Below are 21,119 nucleotides of genomic sequence, written 5' to 3' on the forward strand. Positions count from 1 at the left end.
TTTAGAAAAACATTGGTATTGGGTTGAGTTCTTCTTCTTTTAGTGGTGCTGATAGCCAACCCATTTGAACGGGAACATCATAAAGTCTTCCAGAGGCAAAACGGGGCCAAAAGTGACGCATTTCTGGAACAATCACCTTGACTACACTTAATCCAATATCTGGGCAAGTTTGGTTGATAACTAAGGTTTCCATGCCGTGTTTGGCAGCAATTTCCACACACTTAAGAACATCTTGCTTTAAGTCATCTTCACAACAATACTGCTGGTAGTCAGTAGATATTTTTAGTGAAGCGTTGGTGTCTGGGGCAAGATAAAGCTGGTTTTCTAAGGTAGCATTTTGAAACCAGTATTCTTTATCAACGTCATCAAAATTGTTCATGGTGTCATGCTGAGATAGCATTGCAAACATCTGATTTAACTCAGTGACAGCCCGATTAATTGCCATTATTGGGTCAAAATGAGTACCGTACCCCAGCATTATTTCCTCTTCTGGTTTATCAATACGGCGAGCAATAGCAGCAAAAGAGGGAATATTTAAGTCGTTAGTGATATCAAGTACCCAAAATTCGTAATTTTTTGTTTGGTAATAATCTCGTAAGGCTTGCAGATATGGTTCATTAAAGCTGTCTAAATCCAATGCAGGCCGTCTCAACCGGTTATACCACCATAATGCCACACAATCCCTTTCTACTAACTCCATAAACCCTTGAAGAATCGCTTCTTCTAAGGTATTTCCAGCCGCATTCCCGTTAGAATTTCCTACACAAAAACGATGACCCTTATCTAATGGATAACCGTAATAACAAAAAGCTGTAGGTAGATATTTAAATGTTTGAGTGGTCAATGACCAAACTGGTGTCCATTCGATTTCCTTATCTTCATCAAACGGTTCAGCCACCCAAGCAAAATGCCCATGTTGTGAGTTCCAGGTTTCGCGTTTTTGATATTGATTAGTGCTGTAGTGCATACAGCTATTTGGGTGAATAGCTTCCGATTTGAGTTGAGTATAAGTCCCTTTGATGCGGTACTTGTCTTCGGTAAAAATACCAGAATAGCGTTCAACTGCTTCACAAAAACCACTGGCTTTTGATTGTATATCAGTTTTACCTTTACCAGCACTCTTATGACCTAACCCCTGGCGCAAGCTATTTAAACTGTCAAATTTTCTATCAGACTGGTGAGCAGCAGCGTAAACATTAATCAAACTACTATCGCTCTCTAGCTTGGGTAACGCCCTAACTAGCCCAGTAATTGGGCTTATATGATGCTCATATTTTTTGAGAGTTTCTTGTGGAGATAAGCAGCGATGTCCACCATCGGCTGTAAACTGTTTTTTATGGCTCTGAAGTATTAGAGGTTGAGGTTTTTGCTGTGGAGAAGAAACACCACACACCCCACATTGAGGACGCTTTACTAAAGTGTGTTGCTCTATTGACAGTGATGTTATGTCAAAGGTGAATACCTTACCTTCTAATTGTTGATGCTCTCCTGTAACTATCCATTTCGCTGTTTCTGTTGCTGCCCAGTTTACCCCCATTTGCAAGCTAGTAGGGAGAATTGCACGAGAAGTAGGAAATGTAGAAATCATTCCTTTTTGCTGCCCAACAGATGTTTCCACTTCTCTGTTACCACGCAGACGTTTAGCTAAACATTCCCAACACCCAGTTTTACCAGGCACAAACAGAGGACCAACCCAAATAACTGCACCTACAGGTTTCACTAGTAACCAAGGTTTTTTAGTTACTTCGGCTTGACGATTAAACTCATCTAGACCTATTTGTAAATAGTCATCAGTTAAAACTACCGTAAAATCTCCATTTTCGCTGACGCTAATCTTCAGGGTTTCTAAGGCAGATATAAACGTATTTTTTTTTACTTTACCAAAACTTGTAACAGCAACTTTTGCATTTATTAGTTTATTTATAACTTTTGTAGAATCTATACCTTGCAAATTCCAAAAGGCTGACTCTTGAGGTGGTAAATTATCTTCAGATTCAGTAAGGTAGCCTTGGCTTTCTAGGCGCATGATAGCATGATAAACCGCGAAAATTGATGCCTCCGATTGTAGTTTTTGGAAAATTTCATCAACTGTATAGCTACCATTTAGCAATGGTGCTAACTGAGTATAAAAGCGACCGATGAGGGCGGTATGTCCTTTTTCGCTGAGAAGGTACACTGTATCCGGCTCTACAACCTCAACATGAAAATGATATTTAAATTTGGGTTTATTGAACATTCTTGTTTATATAATTAACATAAAAAAAGGTTTGTGTTGATGTATTTTCACCTAAAAAAGTCCCTTAATCTAGTACAACACAACATAAATCATTCCTTAGTAAACGCGATTAATCGTGATTTTATGAGCATTTAAAACTATTGAAATAACTTGTTGTGTAGTACTAGAAACAGTGTCAATTATCAATAGACATGTAATTCATCAAAATTCCACTGATGCAGTACAAAGCGAAATTTTCTTCACGCCTCCTGACACACTTTCTAACTCCAATTCTTCTAACTCATCACTAGCCTGTCCAGCGACGAGAGAAGAATCATTAGCCATTGCAGTTTTGACTTCTTCTTTCGTAAAGCTATAACCTTTTTCCTCTCCTATTTCAACAACTATCTCGCTGAAGTTTTCCAAGTTTGTTGCTGTTTTAAGCTGCTCTCTTACTGCTGGAGATTTTGAAACTTCTTCGCTGAAAAATTGTTGTACCTGACTTGTTGCGTTGGTCATAACTTTTCTCTCTTTGTGGTTATCAAGCTAAATAATAAAATCCACAAGATTAGAACACAATACACAATTTTTTGATAATCCTCACATATTTTTAGATGACGATAATAAACGCATACCGTATATAGACTAGTTAATTAATCTTCCTAGCATCCAAATTAGGTTTATGCTTTTTATAGAAATAACCAGTAAACGAAAAAAATGTGAGTATTATCTAAAAAATGTGCATTGCTATTCGGAATTTTAATATCAGAAGATAATCATAATTATGAAGGGAACAGAACAATGGCAAATCAAATCAAAAGTTATGAAGCTCTTCTAGAGCGTTTATGGGCTGATGAACAACTCAAAAATAACTTTATTGCTAACCCAAAAGCCATATTGACTGAGATGGGTGTTCATATTTCTAATTCAATTACAGTTGAAGTTCATGAAGATACTTTAGAATTAAAAAATTTGGTTTTACCGTTAAAGTCAGAATCTCAGGTAGGTAATGTTGCAGAATCAGCACCTGGATTTCAAGCAGTAATACAACAGGCTTGGCAAGATGAAAGTTTCAAATCTCAACTGCTACAAAATCCCAAAGCCACAATTCAAAAGGTAACAGGTACAGACTTATCCAATACTTTAAAAATTTGTGTTTATGAAGACACGAAAATTGTTAAGCATCTGGTTGTGCCAGTTAATGCTGCCAATGAGGAACTGAGTGAATTAGATTTGATGACGGTTGCAGGTGGTATTATTCGCCAACCTATTGGTTTAGTCTTAGACTCACTTTCTTAATGATTTTGAGTAAACACTTTGTAAAATTTTTGTGTTTTGAAAGTCATTTAATTAGGTTTGCCTTAACTTAAAAACTTAGGGAGTTCGATATAACTCGAACTCCTCATTTCTTTACAATTTGGCAGCCAAAACCTTAGTTTCAATATAGATAAACAAAACTAAACTCTATGCAAGAATCAATATCTGTATGTCACAACCAATATATCTTAAAGCCTCAGAGCATTGAATCAGAAGAGTTAGAAAATGCCACCTTTCATGCTAAACAAAGAGCTATTGAAGCACGTCAAACAATTAGTCCTTGGAAAAAGTCTCACTCTCTTTATGAAACCGGAGGGTGGAAAAGCCTATTTGAAAATATTAACCAGCCTCTTAATTTAAGTACTCAATCCAAGGAGTTTCAAACAAGATATAATGAAAGTGCTAATTCCTTAGAACAAGTAGTTGAATCGGCTAAGTTGCCATTATGTCCGAGTGGACAACCAGAAATAGGTAATACTGTTGTGTTTGGTGTTGTAGGCGGTACTGTCGAAGCACCAAGTATCGCTTATCTAACAGAGTCTCAGCCAGTTACAGAGGAAATTCTAGCTTTATCAGACTCAGTTAAGCCTACAGAAATTTTCCGAATTGCATCGTCTTGCCAAGCTGATGCTTGTAGGCATTTTGATGGTGCGAATTGTCGTTTAGCTGTGCGTATAGTCCAGCAATTACCAACTGTTGTGGAAACTTTACCAGCTTGCCAGATTCGCTCTAGTTGCCGTTGGTGGCAGCAGGAAGGAAAAGCTGCTTGTTATCGCTGTCCGCAAATGGTGACGGATAACGGTTACTCATCTAAGATTCTCCAGGAAGTAGGAGATCCGTACAGTAAGTAGGCATTATTAACTTAAATTTCTATTAACATAGGGTGGCAATTTTTGAGATACTTTCTCTATAAATATGCCACCTAAAAATTCTATTTTTTATATAGTGTTTGGCTATTGTTCAGCTTCTCTAATTAGTTGAAAAAGTTTTCGGTTGCCAAAGAATGACAGTCAATTCTGCCATGTCCAAAGCTTGTTTAGCCCTAATGATCGCTCTCAAAAAAGCTTGTTCATCTTGCCAACCAGAGCGAGGTAAGAGGGGCTGAGAAATTAACACCTCTTCAGATAAACTTTCTAGCAGAACTGTAAAAAGCTTTTCATCACTTTCTTTGTTTAAATGATTCATTTTGCTACAGAATAAGAAAATTCCGGTTTGTCTTGCCAAGTTTCTGGCCATTGGATGGAGTCAGCAGTAAAGTGAAGTAGGTCATTCTCTGACCAAGGTGTGCCAAGCGGTTCTTCAATAATGGCAAACTCGCCGTTGTCGAAGGGAATCCCCGGTGCTGGAACTTTGGGATAAACCCGCTCCCTGATTCCGTGCTTTGCCAATTCGAGAGCGCGGTGATGGCAGTAAGGATTATTGCCTCTACGATTGAAGAATACGTGTGCTGTCCAAGTGCAGCCTCCACGACACAACTCAGCAAATTTGCAAGTCTTGCAGAATCCCCATAAGTGAGCTGTTCCTTCGGGTGTACCAGCATTGAGATTGAACCGCAATTCTTCAGCTTGTTCAATGACTTCTTGCAAAGAGCGATCGCGGATATTACCACCAGCATAAGCAGTTGTTGGCAGTGAAGGACAACCTTTAATTGTACCGTCCGCCTCCAACCCTAGAGTAGACAGTCCAGCACCGCAACCCCGCCAAAATCCCCATTCATCACCTTGTCCCCGCAGCAACCGTTCGTAGGGCCCATAGTAACCAATGTTGTTACCAGCAAAAACTTTTACTCCTTCAAGGTGAGCCTGTCGAACGACACGAGCCACCATAGGGTAAAGGTCTAATAGCTCGCTGGGTTGGAGAAGAATATCCGCATTGTCTGCGGCATTTCCCATCGGAACAGTCAGTTGAATTTGCCATGCTCGCGCACCTGCATTGCGGATATGCTCGTAGATGTGAGGGAATTCAGGGGCAGACAGACGATTGATTTGGGTATTACAGCCGAAGGGGATGCCGACTTCCTTAAGGTAGCTCATGGTTTTTAGTCCAGATTTCCAAGAGCCTTTTTTTCCTCGGAGGCGATCGTGAGTTGCTTCCATTCCATCCGTAGAAACGGAAACTTTAGCAATTCCGGCTTCTTTCATGCGCTGTGCCATCTCCAGCGAGATGCCGTAGCCCCCGGTAGTCATACCGCAGAGCATACCAGCCTGGGTAATGGCTTTTGCAATCACAAGCCAGTCTGGACGTAAAAAAGCTTCTCCTCCAATGAGAGTTACTTCTTTAATACCAACATCGGCTAACTGCTGAATAAGGTTAAGAGCTTCTTCAGTAGAAAGTTCTCTATCCCGCGCTTGTCCCGCCCGCGAACCACAGTGACTACAAGCAAGGTTGCATTTCAGAGTGATTTCCCAAACGGCATAACTGGTTCGATGGTATTTGTTAGACATTGCTTTGCCTAGCGTTTTGGTCTTGGGCTGGGAAGTCAAAAGCTTTTATGGATCTATTAACTAGACAAAAGCCATTGTTAAAAAAGCTCGGGTGGTAAACCATACAGAGCAATTGATCCTCTTCCACCAGCGATCGCCTCCAGTTGAGCTTCATTGAGTTCCCCATCAATTGAGGTCGTCTCTAAAATTTCAGCGCTAGCAGTTTCCCATTCTCTTTGAGTAAAAGAATATCCTGCTGCTTGTAAGAAAGTACCACGTTCTTCTATTGGAGAGCTTTCAACTTCAGTGCGGAAATGTTCATCTGTTGTAACTCTCTGATAAAAAGCTTTTGCACTTTCAATAGACATATAATTTTCTCCTATGAATACCTAACACATTAGGAAAAACTAGCTAAGGCTACAATGCACAATCTTTGGATAATACTATGATTTTTTTCGTTTTGCTTTGTACCACTATGGATTCACTAGAGTTTATACAAACTAGTAGATTTATCGACCAACCTTTTTACCTTCAGTAATTCAACTTACTTTTAGCCGCCCCAACATCCAATCAAATCTTTTTCCAGCTAGTGCCACACGGTCTAAAACGTTATCATTCAATTCATCCTCGTATTGTACATCTTTAGCTAACGGTAAACCTTTACTATAAACCCGTCTACCATAACCAAGCTGACTCAACATTCCTTGCAATCTTTGAGAAAGCAAAGTTGCAATAACTTGATAAAAACGAGATGCAAATCCTATATCTTGCTGTAACTTTGCGGCTAATTGCTGTCGTTCAATTGACAAAACAATTGAATCTTCAATAGCTTTAACCGTTGCTAAAGGCAGCCGCCCATCAATGAAGGGTGTTTCGCCGATGATTTCGCCTTTGGATAATCTGGCTATTTCTCTACCAGAAATTTCACTACCTTCTATAGCAGCAAAAGCACGAGCTAAGGGGTTACGCTCATTCTCATCAATAGATAAAGACATGGCTCCATCTAAAAGAATATACAGCCCATCCACAAGCCCACTTTCACGGATAAGTACGGTATTAGCAAGAATTTTTTGCATTTTACCACAATTTGTCATCCAATCGATGTCACTATCATGTAATCCTCCTAACACAAATAGTACATCCCTCAAAGGTTGACTTTGTGCTAAATTGTTACGTCCCTGTTGATTAATGGTGCTTTGAATTCTATCAGAGAGGATAATTGCGATCGCACGATAAAAACGCGAAGCAAAACCAACATCTTGTTGCAATTTTGCTGCCAATTTCTGTTGTGAAATCGACATTACTAAAGATTTTTCTACAGCTTTCACAGTTGTAGCTGTAAGGCGATTCCCTACAAATGGAAGTTCCCCTACTACCTCGCCACTGGATAATCTGGCAATCTCCCGACTAAAAACTTCATCTCCTTCGATCGCTGCAAAAGCACGAGTTAAAGGATTATTATCTGGTTGAGAAATGCTAACTGTTAAAATGCCATCAAGCAAAATGTGTAAAAAATCGGTAGCTTTTCCTTCTTGGATAAGTATAGTGCCAGGAGCTATTTCTCGTTGATGACCTGTCGCAATCATCCAATCAATATCACTGGTAGTTAATTCTTTGAGCAAAACTTCTGTCATAACTAATACCTACTTTTAATTTTATCAGGACTTACGAAAAAACCCTCTGCAACTCTTATACCTTGGCGCACTTGGCGTACTTGGTGAACTAGCGCTGCAAGAAGGTTTCCTTCTGTAGGCGACTGGTGAACCCGGAGGGCGGTTCGTTTTTTCATGATTTCGCATACCTTATATTTATATTTTGGATTCTTCTAAAGACACAAAATTTTCCGTCTCTACACACGAAGTTTTCATCAATCTATCTAAATATTCTTGAATAAACGAGTTCGCCTCTTTTGAAGCTAATTCTTCCAATGTTAAATAAGTCAATGCCATTAACATCAAGGGTTGAATATTAGGATCAGTTAATTTCCGTGCATACTCAGCGTGAAAGCGCTGCAAATTTTCGGCGGCTGCTTTCACTAATGCCTGTATAATCCTAAAAGCCCCATCAGAAAGTAGTGGATTACCCCGATAGTTTTGCAGTCTACCTCCCTCTCGGTAATCAGGAAACGACTCTAAGCCCAGAAATCGCAAACACCAGTCGGCTCGATAATAACCTGTAGCAGCTACAATGCCCCTGTAGTCGGCAATTAGCTCATCAAGGATATTGTTTCGCATGGAGTTAAACAAGCGGCGTGTAAAGTAATGTGTACATTCATGTTCCAGCCGAATTGTTAGTGATAGCTGCTGCCATTGGGATTCTTCAAGTCCTATATCGTTGGCTGAAACGTTGCTATAAACGCCATTACTCAAAATAATCAACTTATCCTGATAAAGTTGCTTCTGTGGTATCAACCGTTGAAATTCTTTTGCCCAACTAATTTCTGAGCTAGCAAAATTTTCCGTCTCCCATTTTTGGCGATATTGACGAATCCGATCCCAGTTATTAAAACCGCTAATTATGCAAGCTCCCATTGAGGTAGGGATTGGCTGGGGTTCATTTCGCTTTGTCAGGGCTTGTACTAAAGAAAGAAAGTCCTCTCGGTTTCCAGCTAGTAATACTGGTATGATGCCAGCCAAGCTTTGATGCAGTATTAATTGGAGTTTTTCAGGTTGTTGTAAAACTAAACCAGTCGCTTCAGGCATTCCATCCGTAGCAATGCCCCTACGAGTAGCAGACAGATACGCCTCAGTTTGGCTGATACCTTCTTTAATGGGGAATCGCAACTGAACCAGTCGTTGTTTGAGTACTTCAAATACTCCTACAACTCTGGCTGCAACGGCGTATTCTTCCCAAGCAGCGACATATAATTCAGGAGTAAGAGGGAACTTGAGAGGATAAGTTAATGTGTTGCGATCGAAAACGTTTTGATTGTATACCAATAATTCCTCCGCCTCTGTAGCAGTAGCTCCAAAGTAGGTGAGGATATCGGTACGAAATGATTGTTTAATCATAGGCGATGGGGGAGTAGGGAGTGGGGAATGGGGAGTTAGGAGTTATAAGAATTCTTTCCCCAATGCTCAATAACTAACGAGTAACGACTAAACCAGCAATCTGATCGGTAATTCCTGTAATTGTCTTACTGATGGGATGTTCAGAGTGACGTAGAGAGAAAATACCAAGGCTTGCTAGCTGCATCATTTCTTCGGAAAGGGGCAAAATACCTGCTACTGGGACGTTGTAGATTTTTTCTACCTTTTGTTGCAAGTCTGCAAAATCTAGGCTTGGTAGCGCTTTATTGATTACCAACAACATTTTTGGCACTCTGAGCTTCCGGGCTACATCCACTGTTACCGCAGTACCTTGGAAGTCTTGATTATCTGGACGTAAAAGAATTATTAGAACATTGGAAATACCAATGGAAAGTAAGGTTTCTTCATTCAGCCCTGGATGTGTATCTATTAATAAATAGTCTAGTTTCAGGCTGCGAATAAGTTGCTGAAAACCATCGTTGAGTCGGATTACATCATACCCCTCACGGAGAATTCTGGCGATTTCACCAGCTTTAATACTAGAAGGTACTAGGTAAAGCTTACCCTTGATAGTACCTGCATTTCCTTGTTCTGCAATGAGAGTATCAGTCACGTCGTAGGCAGCATCTTTAATATCGCATTGTCCCCAGAGATAATCATTGAGTGCGCGTTCTATTTTATTTTCGTTGAGTCCGAAAATAACGTGAATTCCTGGTGATTGGATGTCAGTATCAATAATGCCTACACGTTGTCCTTGAAGCGCCATAGTAGCTGCTATGTTGGCAATCAAGTTTGATTTACCAGTACCGCCACGGAATGAATGAACTGCGATAATTTGTGCCATAGATTACCTCGTAATTAATATTTATTGAGCATTGGGCATGGGGAAGGTAAATTTTAACCAGCAGCGATCGCCCCCCAAAGGCAGCAAAACTCGTCCGTTGGATAGCTGCAAGTTAAACTGCATATTCTTGTCCCCACTCTGGACTTCTACTAGTGCAGGCAAACTTTTGGAGTCAACTTTGGAGTTGCTTGTATGCGCCCACACTCTGAGTTCTTTTTCTTGCTTGTTTGGTAACTGAAAGGTGGCATAGCGCAGGGCTGAAAGTGATGGAATCTCAATTGTGGCTGCTTGGTGATGTTGCTCACCATCGGCATATCCCAACAGCACTTGGGCGATTTTTGGTTGTCCGCCTGCTGTGATTGTGAATACGGAACTACCTCCCAGATGTTGATCTTCTCGTAGTTCTACAACCACACGAGAAGCAAAGGCTCCATAGTTTTTCATAACTAGAGTTGCTCCTAAAGATAGCGCAGCAATTGACAATGCAGTGAACCGCGCCAGGGAATTTTCCCAGATAAATAAGCCGTGGATCAGCAAGATGCCTAAGAATAAACTGTATACACCCACGCTGAACAATGGATGGTTGAGAATCTTCAAAACTACTCCGGGTATAAGTTCGCCTTTGCGCCGACTAGAAACTAATAATAAAACTGGGAAAATACCACCAACAAGGGAGTTGCCAAGGATGCCGGCGAAGGCGAGTATATTGGTAAAGGATTGGACACCAGCTAAGAAAAGCCACTCTGTCAACAGGAAGACTAACAGTAAGGGGCTGATGGATAAGAAGAAGCGACGTTGGTTGAGCAAGGTTGTCCAAAACTTTTTCGTCTGACTCTGATGCTCAAAAGCAAAATTTCCGGCATCAGCTTTCAAACCTCCTTCATAAACTAAAAGCATCGGTGAAATGATTTGTAGACAAGCTCTATCCTGGTTAGCTGATTTGACATCTAAAGCCAAGCGGGTATCCCACTTGCGTAAGTCGGGAAATTGATTAAATAGCTCTTTAATATCCCAATATTCAGCGATGGTAATTTCTACAGAATCAACTTTGCCGCTTAACTGAATATCTACACGAAACTTAGATTGAGTGTCTGATTGTCCCAAGTAGGTTAAACCAATATGGGGAATCTGGCTGGATTCTCCAGAGGGATGTAATATTAACATTCCTTGTTGGCGAGGTAAGCTTAATACAGATTTCGGTCGGGCTGGCAACCACTCTTTAGCTAAGTTTACTAGGAGACTGGAACTACGTAGCCAAGCCATTCCCAAAAGTAGGGTGACTAAAACTGCACCCAAAACTGTGACGATGGAACCTACTTCTCGTGCTAGTGGTTCTAAAGCGGTGCCTGATTGTCCTGCTAGCAATTGGGGGGCGATCGCTCCATTGACTGCTAACACCCAAATGCAAAACAATATAGTCAAAAAAGCTGTTCCCGCGACGCTACCCCAAATCAAGGAGGTGGCGCTAGAGTCACGAGGAAGTATGAGTTTGCCACATTCCCCGACATACACATGACCAAAGTAAAGCATCAGGCTGACACCGAAAATCCTCTGTAGTATCCCCGGTTGGAAATGACCATCAAGAAAGGGCAATTTTACATATAATAAATTTTCTAGTTGAACATGACCCAATGCCAGCAGTGAAAGGATCAGCAGCAAACTCACGTTGATTACTGCCAAAAATACCATTAAGGCGACGGTGAAGTTCAAAGATTTACGCGATCGCAAATACAATCCTGCACCAAAAAGCAATGCTGCCCACAATGCTGCTGGCAAGGGTGTAAAGCTGGCCATCGTCACCGACAAACCAATATAACAAGCTAATGCAATCAGAAAAACCCGGATACCGACTGCAATAGAAAGTATAAATGAACCTGCATTTCCTAAATAATTAGATACTAATTGTTTGATAAAAGAATTCCCATAACGGAAGTCACCACTACGCCCAACGGCTTCTGCCATACAAGCCATCGTCAAGATGTTGATAGTACCAATAATCAGCAAAAAGGCAATGGTAACTAATGGCCCAACATCAGCCACAGCAATGGGCAAGGCTAAGAAGGCTTGGGGAAGCCCTAAAGCAACGGTGAGTATGGAAGCTAGCCAGAAGGGGGGCAGAGATTCTAGACTTTGGGCGATCGCTGCACTCATCCAACGCCACTGTTCAATCAGTGGCAATTGGGATGCAAAAATAGTTAAAATTTGTTTTCTATAAAAGCGGGAATAAGCCACCTGTACCGTTTTCTCATCCAAACCCAAAGCGGCGCGGATGTGAGGCACTACTTTCTCAGTGAAAGTGTATTTTTGTCCCAAAGCATGGGCGATCGCAGCTTTCAATTTAGGATTTTCTGGTACTAGGGATGCCCACTGACTGGCGTAGCGTTCCAAGTGCTGAATAGTGGGGTGCAGTGGTGGCGCATTTCCTAAAGCAAAGGCTTCTAAGAAAGCTAAATCACGCTCATTGGTAGCTTGCTCTGTTAAGGAAAACTCCACTAGCGATCGCGCCACTATTTGCGCCGTCCGACTCTCGATCAAAAACAGTAGCGTATTCGCTCGTCTCGCAGGTAAACCCGCCAGCACTTCCTCCCGTGATATCAGTTCGTCGTCGGATGACATGATTTATACCTCAGTATTTAGCGATCGCTCTTTCAAAGATTGGACTTTACTCTGCAATCTCCGGTAGTACTCTGTCTCAGTTTCGCTAACAGTTACCGTCTGTTCTCTCAGCTTTTGAATTTTCATTTGTAACTGCTGAAAGTGTTCATTTTCCGTAATTTCCGCAACATGGTTAGCTCTTTTGGTTTCATCAATTTCAATGCGAAGTTCTTGGACTTGCATTTTCAACTTCTGGTCTCGCATTCTGACTTTTTCAGCCATCTTCAAGAAAACACGCACCAATTGACCGATATCATCTTGGCTATGAGTTGATTTCGCCAAATTCTGATGCAGTTCCAATACATAAGAATCAAAATCATCATGTTCTAGTGCTTGAGCTGCTTCTGTAAGGGCATGAATCGGTTGAGAAATTCTTCTTGCTAACAGTAACGCCATCATCGCTGTGATACCGCCCACAACTATCACACTGCTGCCGTGCAGCCAAATCAGCCGGTTCAAAGGTACAGCGAACTGTGCTTTGGGTTGGCTGATTCCTAAAACCCAGGATTGTTCTGCTAAAGGTGCAAAACCAACTATGCGGGGCATATCTTGGGGTGGAAAGCGATAGGTTGCGTGACCTATTTGTTTAGCTTTCACCATCACTTTCAACTCTGCAATGTTTAAGCTCTGAATCTGCTCCAGCCCATAACGTCTGTCGGTGGCAATCTGCTTTAAAATCTCAGGGGAAAGAGGGATGAGGCTATGGTACAGCAGAGATTTATTGGTATGACTAATAATTACTCCCTGTTGGTCAATTAGAAATGCGTAGCTTTGAGAACCTACTTGTAATGTATTGACGATTGCCCAAATATCTGCTCCTCTAATTTTAAGTACTAATACTCCGACAATTTCACCACTGGGCGATCGCACTGGGTGAGAGAGAAACATTCCTGGTCGTTTCGTCGTTTTACCCACCAGAATACTAGATATATAGGAGTTACCCTGAATGCTAGAGCGGAAATACTCACGGAAAGCGTAATTTTGACCAACAAATGTGGGATCGGTAGCTGCAACAGCACGTCCCTCTTTATCCATGATAAAAATAGCATCAAAGTCTGGATTAGAGCGGAAGACATTTTGTAGCGTTTGTTGCATATCATTACGCAAACCTGCTCGTTCTCCAGAGGAGGTAGCAGCGAGGAAATTTACCACATTGCGATCGCTACTAACTTGAACCACAATCCGCCGAATATCAATAATTAATTGGTCAAGACGACTAGCAACACTAGTAGCTAATAGTTCTAACTTGCGGTATTCTCCAGCTTCTACACTATCTAAGCTCTGTCGCAGATTGTAATAGGAAATGAAGCTCATCGGTATCAGCGCCGCCGCAACCAATGCCGCCGAAATCTTAGCAGCGATCGGCCAAGCTGGAGGGTAAAAAAAACGATGAAAATGCTTCATTTTAAAATGTAATACCTGTTGAGCTAAATTTTTTACATAACCGTATAAATAGGAAGCTTTAATGCCAAAATTGTTTTACTGCTCCTCATCTTTAGCAGCTTAGGAAAGCTAACTAACTACTTCAATGCACAATCTTTGTATAGGACTCACATTTTTTTAGTTTTTACCTCAACACAATTCAGAAGTCAGAATGAATTCTGACTTCTGTACGAAAAAGCAGATGGCGCAGCGTTAGCGAGTCCGCGTACTCTTGCGGAGGACAAGCTAGGCGTAGCGTCTCGTAGAGAGCGTCATTTTGAATTTTTAATTGTTAATAATTGTGCTTTTCTCCAAGCTTGGGGAGTAGTGTCATGATATTGGCGAAACTGGCGGAAAAAATGACCTTCATGCTGATAACCTACTGTTTCAGCAATCTGATTCACGCACAAACTACTTTCAAGTAATAAGGTACGTGCTGCTACCATCCGACGTTCGACAATCCAATGATTCACTGTTTGTCCCGTATGACGGCGTACTAAGTCAGTTAAGTAAGCAGGACAGTAACCAACAGCAATAGCCACATCTTGCAAGCTAATTGATTGATGGTAATTTGCTTCAATGTACTCGAAGACTTGACTCAGATGAGAGTCAGAAGGAAATATCGATTGGGAGTTTACCGATTTTGTAGTTTCAGACAAAGGTGAAACTAGAGTTTGCGGGAAATGTGCAGCGTAATACTCTTTCATTGCTGCTTGTTTTTGCAATCGAGTTACGATCGCCGCCAATAATTCCTCTACCGTTGAGGGTTTGGTAAGATAGTCATCAGCTCCCAAATCCATACCTTGGCGAAGTTCAGCCTTAGTAGCCTTAGCAGTCAGAAAAATGAAGGGGATCATAGCTGTGGTAGGGTCTTGGCGCAGAGTTGAGAGAACGCCGTAACCATCTAGTTCTGGCATCATAATATCGCAAAGCACTAAATCTGGTAGATTTTCTAGCGCCTTCTGCACACCAACAAGACCATTTTTTGCACCGATGGCTTCAAAACCTTCTGTCTCTAGACTATCTACAAAGATATCTCTGGTTTCGGCCTGATCTTCAATTACCAAAACTTTTGTCATAGTTGGCTCTGATGTTAACTGATGAATTCTTAGTCAATCAAAAGCACAAAAATTATACACAAAAATCATTTCATAGATCATATTAATTTGACCCCGGTGCAAAGTTTACAAACTTTAGCGATCGCTGCTAGTAAACTCTCTACTGTACAAGGTTTAGTAACATAGGCATTTGCTCCTAGATCTATGCCATAGTACCGTTCCACATCGCTAGTCTTCGCAGTCAAAAAAATTAACGGAATCTTTGCTGTCAAAGAGTTCTGGCGCAGCGTAGTCAGAACACCGTAACCATCAAGTTCTGGCATTATAATGTCACAAATCACTAAGTCAGGCAAGTACTCTTGTGCTTTATTGACACCAACACGACCATTTTCTGCACAAATGGTATCAAAACCTTCTGCTTGCAGGCTTTCTACTAATATGTCTCGCGTTTGCGCCTCATCTTCAATTACTAAGATTTTTTTCATCATTTACCAGTTTATCGGTCTTTTTACATTAACGAATGCCAAACTCAATGACAATGCTTTTTCTTTAAACGAAACTAGCGCTTTTTTAGCTTTCTTAGCAGAAGTCTCGTACTATAGTCATTACTCTTGTCAGCTTTTTACTCTCTCACAAATGATTTAAGATTGCTATAGTGGTTGTTTTAAGAGTAATGTAACTGTAAAAATAGTACCTTTCCCAACTTCACTCACCACATCAATTTGACTATGATGCAAGTCTACAAGTTTTTTGACAATTGCCAGCCCTAATCCATTACCTGGTATGTCACCTACATTTCCACCTCGATAAAATGGCTTAAACAACTGTTGTTGATCTTCTAGCGAAATACCAATTCCCTTATCCTTAACTTGAAAAATAACTTTTTCATCTTGGTAAGACAATATTAAATCAACCTTAGTATTTATTGGAGAATATTTAATCGCATTTGAAAGTAAGTTCATTAGAACTGGTTGCAGCAATTTTTTATCTGCCCACACTGGTTTACAATCACCTTTGCTAACGAAGTTAACTGCACTTAGGCTATTTGTTTGCAGGTTTATTTCTGCTACTATCTCACGGCAAAATAAGTTTAAATCAAGCGGTTTCATCTCACACTGTAGCTTTCCGGCTTCCGCACTCCCAATCAAAAGAACTTCATCCATTAAGTGACTAATCTGTTCAGTTGCTGTTTGAAGACGCTGCAAATACTGGAGTTTTTTCTCATCGCTCCAGTGGTGACTATGACGTTTCAATAAACTAGTGGAATACGAAATTACATTCAGGGGGCTGCGGAATTCATGAGAAACCATAGAGACAAACTGCGCTCTACCTTCAGCAAGTTGTTTTTCTTGTTCTAGAAGTCGGCGATTTTCTAATTCTGCTTGTTGACGTTCAGTGATGTCTCGAAAACTCCATACTATGCCAATAATTTCTTCACTGAGCTGTAGAGGCTTACTACATCGCTCGAAAAACCTGCCATCTTTCAATTCCAGAATATCATAGCTTTCAAAATCTTTTTGGCTATTGAGTTGTTGGATATTTCTGCACAATATTTCTGGATTGTTAATTTGGCTTATGTAAAAAGTTAGATATTGCTGATAGTTACATGAACTAATAATAGAATCTGGAACCTGCCACATCTGAGCAAACTTCCGATTGGAGCTAATAATATCTCCGTCACATCCAATAGCAATAACACCGCAATCGATAGATTCTAGAGTTGCTTGAAGTAAGGAAAGAGAATTCTCCAGTTTTGCTTTTAACCACTTGTACTCAGCCCTTTCATGAGATAATTGCTGGTTGACGTATTTTGTTTCGGTTAAAAGCTTCTCTACTCTGTATTCTAGTACCTGATTAGCCTTAGACAAGACGAATGAAACATGCTTGCGTTTGCTGATATATCGGATCAAGATACAACCATACTCTCTGCTTTCATATTCCATATAGCTAGCAGTGATTTCCACTGTTAACCACTGGTTTTCTTGAGTCTGATGTATAGATTCAAAATATAAGGAACCCTGTTGTCTAATAGTTTTCCAGCAGTTGGGCCATACTTCTAGTGAAAAGTCTAATATTACATCATATATGGTCATAGAAAGTAATTCCTCGTAGGAATGACCTACAAAATTACAAGCTGCCTGATTGACATATATAATTCGTGCATCTGAACTTATCCAGAAAACTGGATCTGTTAAACGTTCCATTAAAAACTTGCTAAATTGCAACTCTTCTTCTAATTGCAATGTGTCGGCTTGAGAATTGTGTAGCTCAGAGAACTTGTTTGTAAAAATCATAAGTTTCAATAGCTAATCATTTATAATTAACCGAATTTATTTGCAATACCTTCGCCAATTTACAAGGGTGAGATGATGATGCTTTAACAATTAACTCCCATTTCTTTGAGGTTTGGCAAAAACAATCAGTTTCCTACAAGGGTTTTTTAACGTATTGACAGCAGGATAAGGGTTTTAGATGACAAACTACATTTTTATCGAAACGCTTATGTATGCTTGATTTTGCCACTTTTGCCAAAATTTATCTAGGCTCTTATTTTGGCAAAGGTATTGTATTTACAACCCATTTTAATCACGCCTCAAATTTAAGGCGAATCGTCGGAATTAGAGCCTGGCTGCAAATTCAGGTCTAGATTGTTGACATTAAGCTCCCAATCGCTCAAAGTCGCGTCCTTTGAGTAAACCACGAATCCCGAATATTCGCTCTCTTCTGGCAAAAAGTTCGTAAGGAATCGGGTAGTAGCATCGACTAAGGTAAAATCGCCTGAAAATTCTTGTCTAGTTAGAATAGCTCCCAGCACTGGAGTAGCATGAAATATACTTGCTACTACCAAACCAATCAGGGCGACGCTAACCTTGGGGAGTCGAACTTGATTCATGGAAGGGGTATGCTATTTAAAATTTCTCAGCAGATGATATCACATCCAACGCAACTTCAGATATATTCGGCGTATTCCTGCTGTTATGTACTTTAAGCAAGGTAAGTTGACCAAAACAATAGTCGGTTATTTGACACTTGGGCGAGAACTTCTAACAAACCGTGATGCTAAAAGAGCAAAAGCGCAGTTAAAAGCTGGGGAGAACTCGATTTGGAAACCTGATTTTAACAAGGGGCAGTTGCTACCTGCTGTGTTGTTACTTGAAAATCTCAATCTGTTGCAGTTTCTCACGCCAGACGTTCCGTTGCGGGGGTCTGATGAGGCGATGCAGGAGTTTAAGGCAAGGGCTGTGGAGAATCGCTATGTCATCAAGAATTACTTGAATGTCACTATCTCGGACAAACTTACACCTGTGGCGATCACGCAGAAGTTGTTGGACAAGATTGATTTACGGTTGTCTTATGTTGGACGATTGGGTCAGAGGGGAAATAGGGAAAGCGTTTATAAGTTTGCTTATTCCGATGATGGACGCGACTTGATTTTTGGGCAGTGGTTAAATCGGGAGTTGGTGTCAGTCACTAATAATTCAGTCACTAATAATATAGATAGAAAAATACCACTCACTGACACAACACAACAATCACATAATTTAGATTTGGTGTCAGGGACTAATAATATAGTAGTAACAACACCACTCACTGACACAACACCACATCCCATAGAAAATGAGGCTGTCCAAGGATGGAAGGGTCTAAGACTGCGAATCAAGCAGGGATTGGACAGTGCTGGTCGCTTCTACACTGAGCTAGTCTCTAAAGTGGGCGAAGCTATTGGGGTGGCTGATGGCGAACCGTTTTGGAATGAGTATTTGGGTCAGTGGCAGGTCTGGGTTAACTTTGGGAGCGAGTGTAGGTCTGTGGTGTGCGATTGGTTGGTGGAGGTTAACTAAAATCACACTTTCGACCAAGTTAACTTTGAGCCTGAGCCAGAATCGGTAAGGTAATCACAAATTCTGTGACAACGCCTGGGGTAGAATTCACATCCAAAGTTCCACCATGTTTTTCTACAACAATAGATTGAGCGATCGCTAATCCTAATCCTGTTCCTTTACCAACACCTTTGGTAGTAAACAAGTCGTCAAATACTTTTTGTTTAATTGATTCACTCATCCCTTGACCATTATCAGCAATCTTCACCTCAACCTGTTTGTTTTTCAATGAGGTGGTAATCATAATCTGATTAGGATTGGCTTTAATCTCCCTAAAACTCCGGCCTGTATTTGATTCATCCAAGGCATCAATAGCATTCGCTAGTATGTTCATAAATACCTGATTTAATTGCCCTGGAAAGCATTCTACTTCCGGTAATTTCCCGTAGTTTGTGATAACTTCAATCTTCGGACGTTGCTCATTTGCTTTCAGACGATGTTTAAGAATTAGAATGGTACTATCAATGCCTTGGTGGATATTGAAAGGTATTTTGTAGTCTTGATCGGAACGGGTGAAAGTGCGGAGACTGGTACTGATATCTTTTAGTCTGTCACAGGCTATCGTCATCGAATCAATCATTTCTGGTAAATCTGATAAGCTATATTCCAAGTCAATTTCTTCAGCATGGATGAGAATTTCATCTCCGGGAGTGGGGAACTTTTCTTGATAAAGCTTTAAGTGTTCAACAATATCATCAAAGGTGGGTTTAGCTTGTTTGATACTGGCAGCAATAAAGCCCAAAGGATTATTCATTTCGTGAGCCACTCCCGCAACCAATTGACCAATAGAGGACATTTTTTCGCTTTGGAGCAAATGAGCTTGGGTGTTTTGTAGTTCTTGAAGAGTTTGCTCTAAATCTTTCGCTTTTTGCCGTAAAGTTTCTTCCGCTGCTTTGAGTTCGTTGATATCCCTTGCGATTGTCGAGAAATATTCAACTTCTCCATCAGGTGATTTGTGAGCAACAATTAGTTGGGATATGGGAATTTCTCGCCCATCTGCTTTTAAAAGAGCCGTTTCCCCGACCCAATCACCGACTCGAACTGATTCTGGTAATCCTTGATTCTGGATAATTTCATTTGCCCATTTCGGATGATTTTGGCACAAATTTCTCCCCTGAAGCGATTCTTTTTCCCCCATTTCTAACATTCGGCGAGCTGCTTTATTAAAATAAAGAACCTGCCCAGTTAAGTCAGCAGTGCTGATAAAGTCTGGTGCTGCTTCTAGAATTGCCAACAACTTCGCCTGTTCTTTCTCGGCTTGTTTATGCTCACTAATATCACGAGATACACCAACAGTCATTATCACTTGACCCAGTTCGTTACGGATCGCAGATTTGATCGTATGGAATAGGCGTACTTCGCCATCGTACCGATTTACTGGCTCTTGGGGAATTTCTAGGGTCTGTCCACTTTCAAATACGTAAGCATCATCTTTGATATATTGCAGGGTATGATCTGGTTCGCTGAAAGGTGCATCAATCATATTTTGAAGCTGTGACTCACTCATCCCGTAATAATCACGAAATGCCTTATTTGCCCAAATAATCCGAGATTTAGCACCTTTAACCAGTACCATATCTGTAATTGCATCAAGAATTTGCTGATAGGTCTTTTCGTTTTCGCGCAGAGCGCTTTCAAAAGACTTTACTTTTGTAATATCCTGTACTGTTGAGACAATACTAGTTACCTTGCCATCAACGTTAGTTATCGGAGTGTGACACCAATCACAAATAATCACTGTTCCATGTTTTGTCAGGTTCTTACTGAGATTATCACCTCCCACTTTCTCTTCAATTAATAACTCCATTATTTTGATGACCTCTACTCTCTCACTCTCTGGCACAATTATTTCTGGTACTTGACAACCCAGTACTTCACTTTTGCTGTATCCAAATAGCTGTTCAGCAGCCGGATTCCATTGTATTACTTGAAATGCTGTATTCCACTCAATTAAAGGCAAAGGATTACGTTCTATAAGTAATAAAAATTTATCTTGCAACTGTTTCAAATCTGGCTCTGCTAATTGATGTTCAATTTCCTGACCATTTCTACTAACTTCATCAACTTTTAGCAATTGGTTTACAGAAAAATTGTTACCGGATTGAATGCCTTGCTGTTGAAAGTTCATCCTGCTCTAACTGACTAATATATTTGCTTGGTACTTAAATCTAGGATTCCCTATTCTTTAGGTAATGTAACATTCCTCTTTCTAATAATATCCATCTGTTGGAAATCGTAGTAAAAAGAGGACAATTATAAAGGCAGAAGTACGTCC

Annotated in this window: 18 protein-coding genes; 3 read left to right on the top strand and 15 right to left on the bottom strand. The window is 40.6% G+C overall.

All coding sequences use genetic code 11. The features are described from left to right. Window position 1: 1 nt before the first annotated feature. Window positions 2-2,236 carry a TOMM precursor leader peptide-binding protein gene (locus FD724_RS35220; protein WP_179076311.1) on the bottom strand — a complete coding sequence of 745 codons (2,235 nt, stop codon included), beginning with the start codon at window positions 2,234-2,236 and terminating at the stop codon, window positions 2-4. 201 nt (window positions 2,237-2,437) lie between these two features. Next, entirely contained in the window at window positions 2,438-2,734 is a 297-nt protein-coding gene (locus FD724_RS35225; protein WP_179076312.1) for a Nif11-like leader peptide family natural product precursor, read from the bottom strand. A gap of 282 nt (window positions 2,735-3,016) precedes the next feature. Between FD724_RS35225 and FD724_RS35230 the strand changes: the two genes are divergently transcribed. Further along, window positions 3,017-3,514: an NHLP leader peptide family RiPP precursor gene (locus FD724_RS35230; RefSeq protein ID WP_179076313.1), complete on the top strand. Its 498-nt coding sequence runs from the start codon at window positions 3,017-3,019 to the stop codon at window positions 3,512-3,514. 167 nt (window positions 3,515-3,681) lie between these two features. Then, window positions 3,682-4,383: a hypothetical protein gene (locus tag FD724_RS41780; RefSeq protein ID WP_242060920.1), complete on the top strand. Its 702-nt coding sequence runs from the start codon at window positions 3,682-3,684 to the stop codon at window positions 4,381-4,383. A gap of 118 nt (window positions 4,384-4,501) precedes the next feature. On the opposite strand, the gene FD724_RS35240 is transcribed toward FD724_RS41780, so the two are convergent. The 12 genes from FD724_RS35240 to FD724_RS35295 form a co-directional block, all read right to left on the bottom strand. Then, a complete protein-coding gene (locus FD724_RS35240) occupies window positions 4,502-4,717 on the bottom strand; it encodes a hypothetical protein (protein ID WP_179076314.1) in 216 nt (71 codons plus the stop codon). Next, window positions 4,714-5,976, bottom strand: a complete 1,263-nt coding sequence (locus FD724_RS35245; protein WP_179076315.1) for a nif11-class peptide radical SAM maturase 3 — start codon at window positions 5,974-5,976, stop codon at window positions 4,714-4,716. The genes FD724_RS35240 and FD724_RS35245 overlap by 4 nt, the downstream gene beginning before the upstream one ends. Window positions 5,977-6,053: 77 nt before the next feature. Next, a complete protein-coding gene (locus FD724_RS35250) occupies window positions 6,054-6,323 on the bottom strand; it encodes a Nif11-like leader peptide family natural product precursor (protein ID WP_179076316.1) in 270 nt (89 codons plus the stop codon). 171 nt (window positions 6,324-6,494) lie between these two features. Continuing rightward, on the bottom strand, window positions 6,495-7,589 hold the full coding sequence (locus tag FD724_RS35255) for a cyclic nucleotide-binding domain-containing protein (protein WP_179076317.1): 1,095 nt from the start codon (window positions 7,587-7,589) through the stop codon (window positions 6,495-6,497). 174 nt (window positions 7,590-7,763) lie between these two features. Continuing rightward, window positions 7,764-8,966, bottom strand: a complete 1,203-nt coding sequence (locus FD724_RS35260; protein ID WP_179076318.1) for a hypothetical protein — start codon at window positions 8,964-8,966, stop codon at window positions 7,764-7,766. Window positions 8,967-9,039: 73 nt separating this feature from the next. After that, window positions 9,040-9,828 carry a MinD/ParA family protein gene (locus FD724_RS35265; RefSeq protein ID WP_179076319.1) on the bottom strand — a complete coding sequence of 263 codons (789 nt, stop codon included), beginning with the start codon at window positions 9,826-9,828 and terminating at the stop codon, window positions 9,040-9,042. A gap of 21 nt (window positions 9,829-9,849) precedes the next feature. After that, complete coding sequence (locus FD724_RS35270; protein WP_179076320.1) at window positions 9,850-12,444, bottom strand: hypothetical protein; 2,595 nt, start codon at window positions 12,442-12,444, stop codon at window positions 9,850-9,852. A gap of 3 nt (window positions 12,445-12,447) precedes the next feature. Beyond that, on the bottom strand, window positions 12,448-13,887 hold the full coding sequence (locus tag FD724_RS35275; protein WP_179076321.1) for a cache domain-containing protein: 1,440 nt from the start codon (window positions 13,885-13,887) through the stop codon (window positions 12,448-12,450). 290 nt (window positions 13,888-14,177) lie between these two features. Further along, a complete protein-coding gene (locus FD724_RS35280) occupies window positions 14,178-14,984 on the bottom strand; it encodes a response regulator (protein ID WP_179076322.1) in 807 nt (268 codons plus the stop codon). 77 nt (window positions 14,985-15,061) lie between these two features. After that, window positions 15,062-15,451, bottom strand: a complete 390-nt coding sequence (locus tag FD724_RS35285) for a response regulator transcription factor (protein WP_306297117.1) — start codon at window positions 15,449-15,451, stop codon at window positions 15,062-15,064. Window positions 15,452-15,613: 162 nt separating this feature from the next. Continuing rightward, window positions 15,614-17,257, bottom strand: a complete 1,644-nt coding sequence (locus tag FD724_RS35290) for a PAS domain-containing sensor histidine kinase (RefSeq protein ID WP_179076323.1) — start codon at window positions 17,255-17,257, stop codon at window positions 15,614-15,616. Window positions 17,258-17,562: 305 nt separating this feature from the next. Then, entirely contained in the window at window positions 17,563-17,856 is a 294-nt protein-coding gene (locus FD724_RS35295) for a hypothetical protein (RefSeq protein ID WP_179076324.1), read from the bottom strand. Between the two features lie 106 nt (window positions 17,857-17,962). On the opposite strand from FD724_RS35295, the gene FD724_RS35300 reads away from it, so the two are divergent. Next, on the top strand, window positions 17,963-18,805 hold the full coding sequence (locus FD724_RS35300) for a hypothetical protein (protein ID WP_179076325.1): 843 nt from the start codon (window positions 17,963-17,965) through the stop codon (window positions 18,803-18,805). A gap of 19 nt (window positions 18,806-18,824) precedes the next feature. Here FD724_RS35300 and FD724_RS35305 read toward each other — a convergent pair whose 3' ends face one another. Further along, window positions 18,825-20,972 carry a PAS domain S-box protein gene (locus FD724_RS35305; protein ID WP_179076326.1) on the bottom strand — a complete coding sequence of 716 codons (2,148 nt, stop codon included), beginning with the start codon at window positions 20,970-20,972 and terminating at the stop codon, window positions 18,825-18,827. Window positions 20,973-21,119 lie beyond the last annotated feature (147 nt).

This window comes from Nostoc sp. C057, from assembly GCF_013393925.1.
Classification (GTDB): Bacteria; Cyanobacteriota; Cyanobacteriia; order Cyanobacteriales; family Nostocaceae; genus Nostoc; species Nostoc muscorum_A.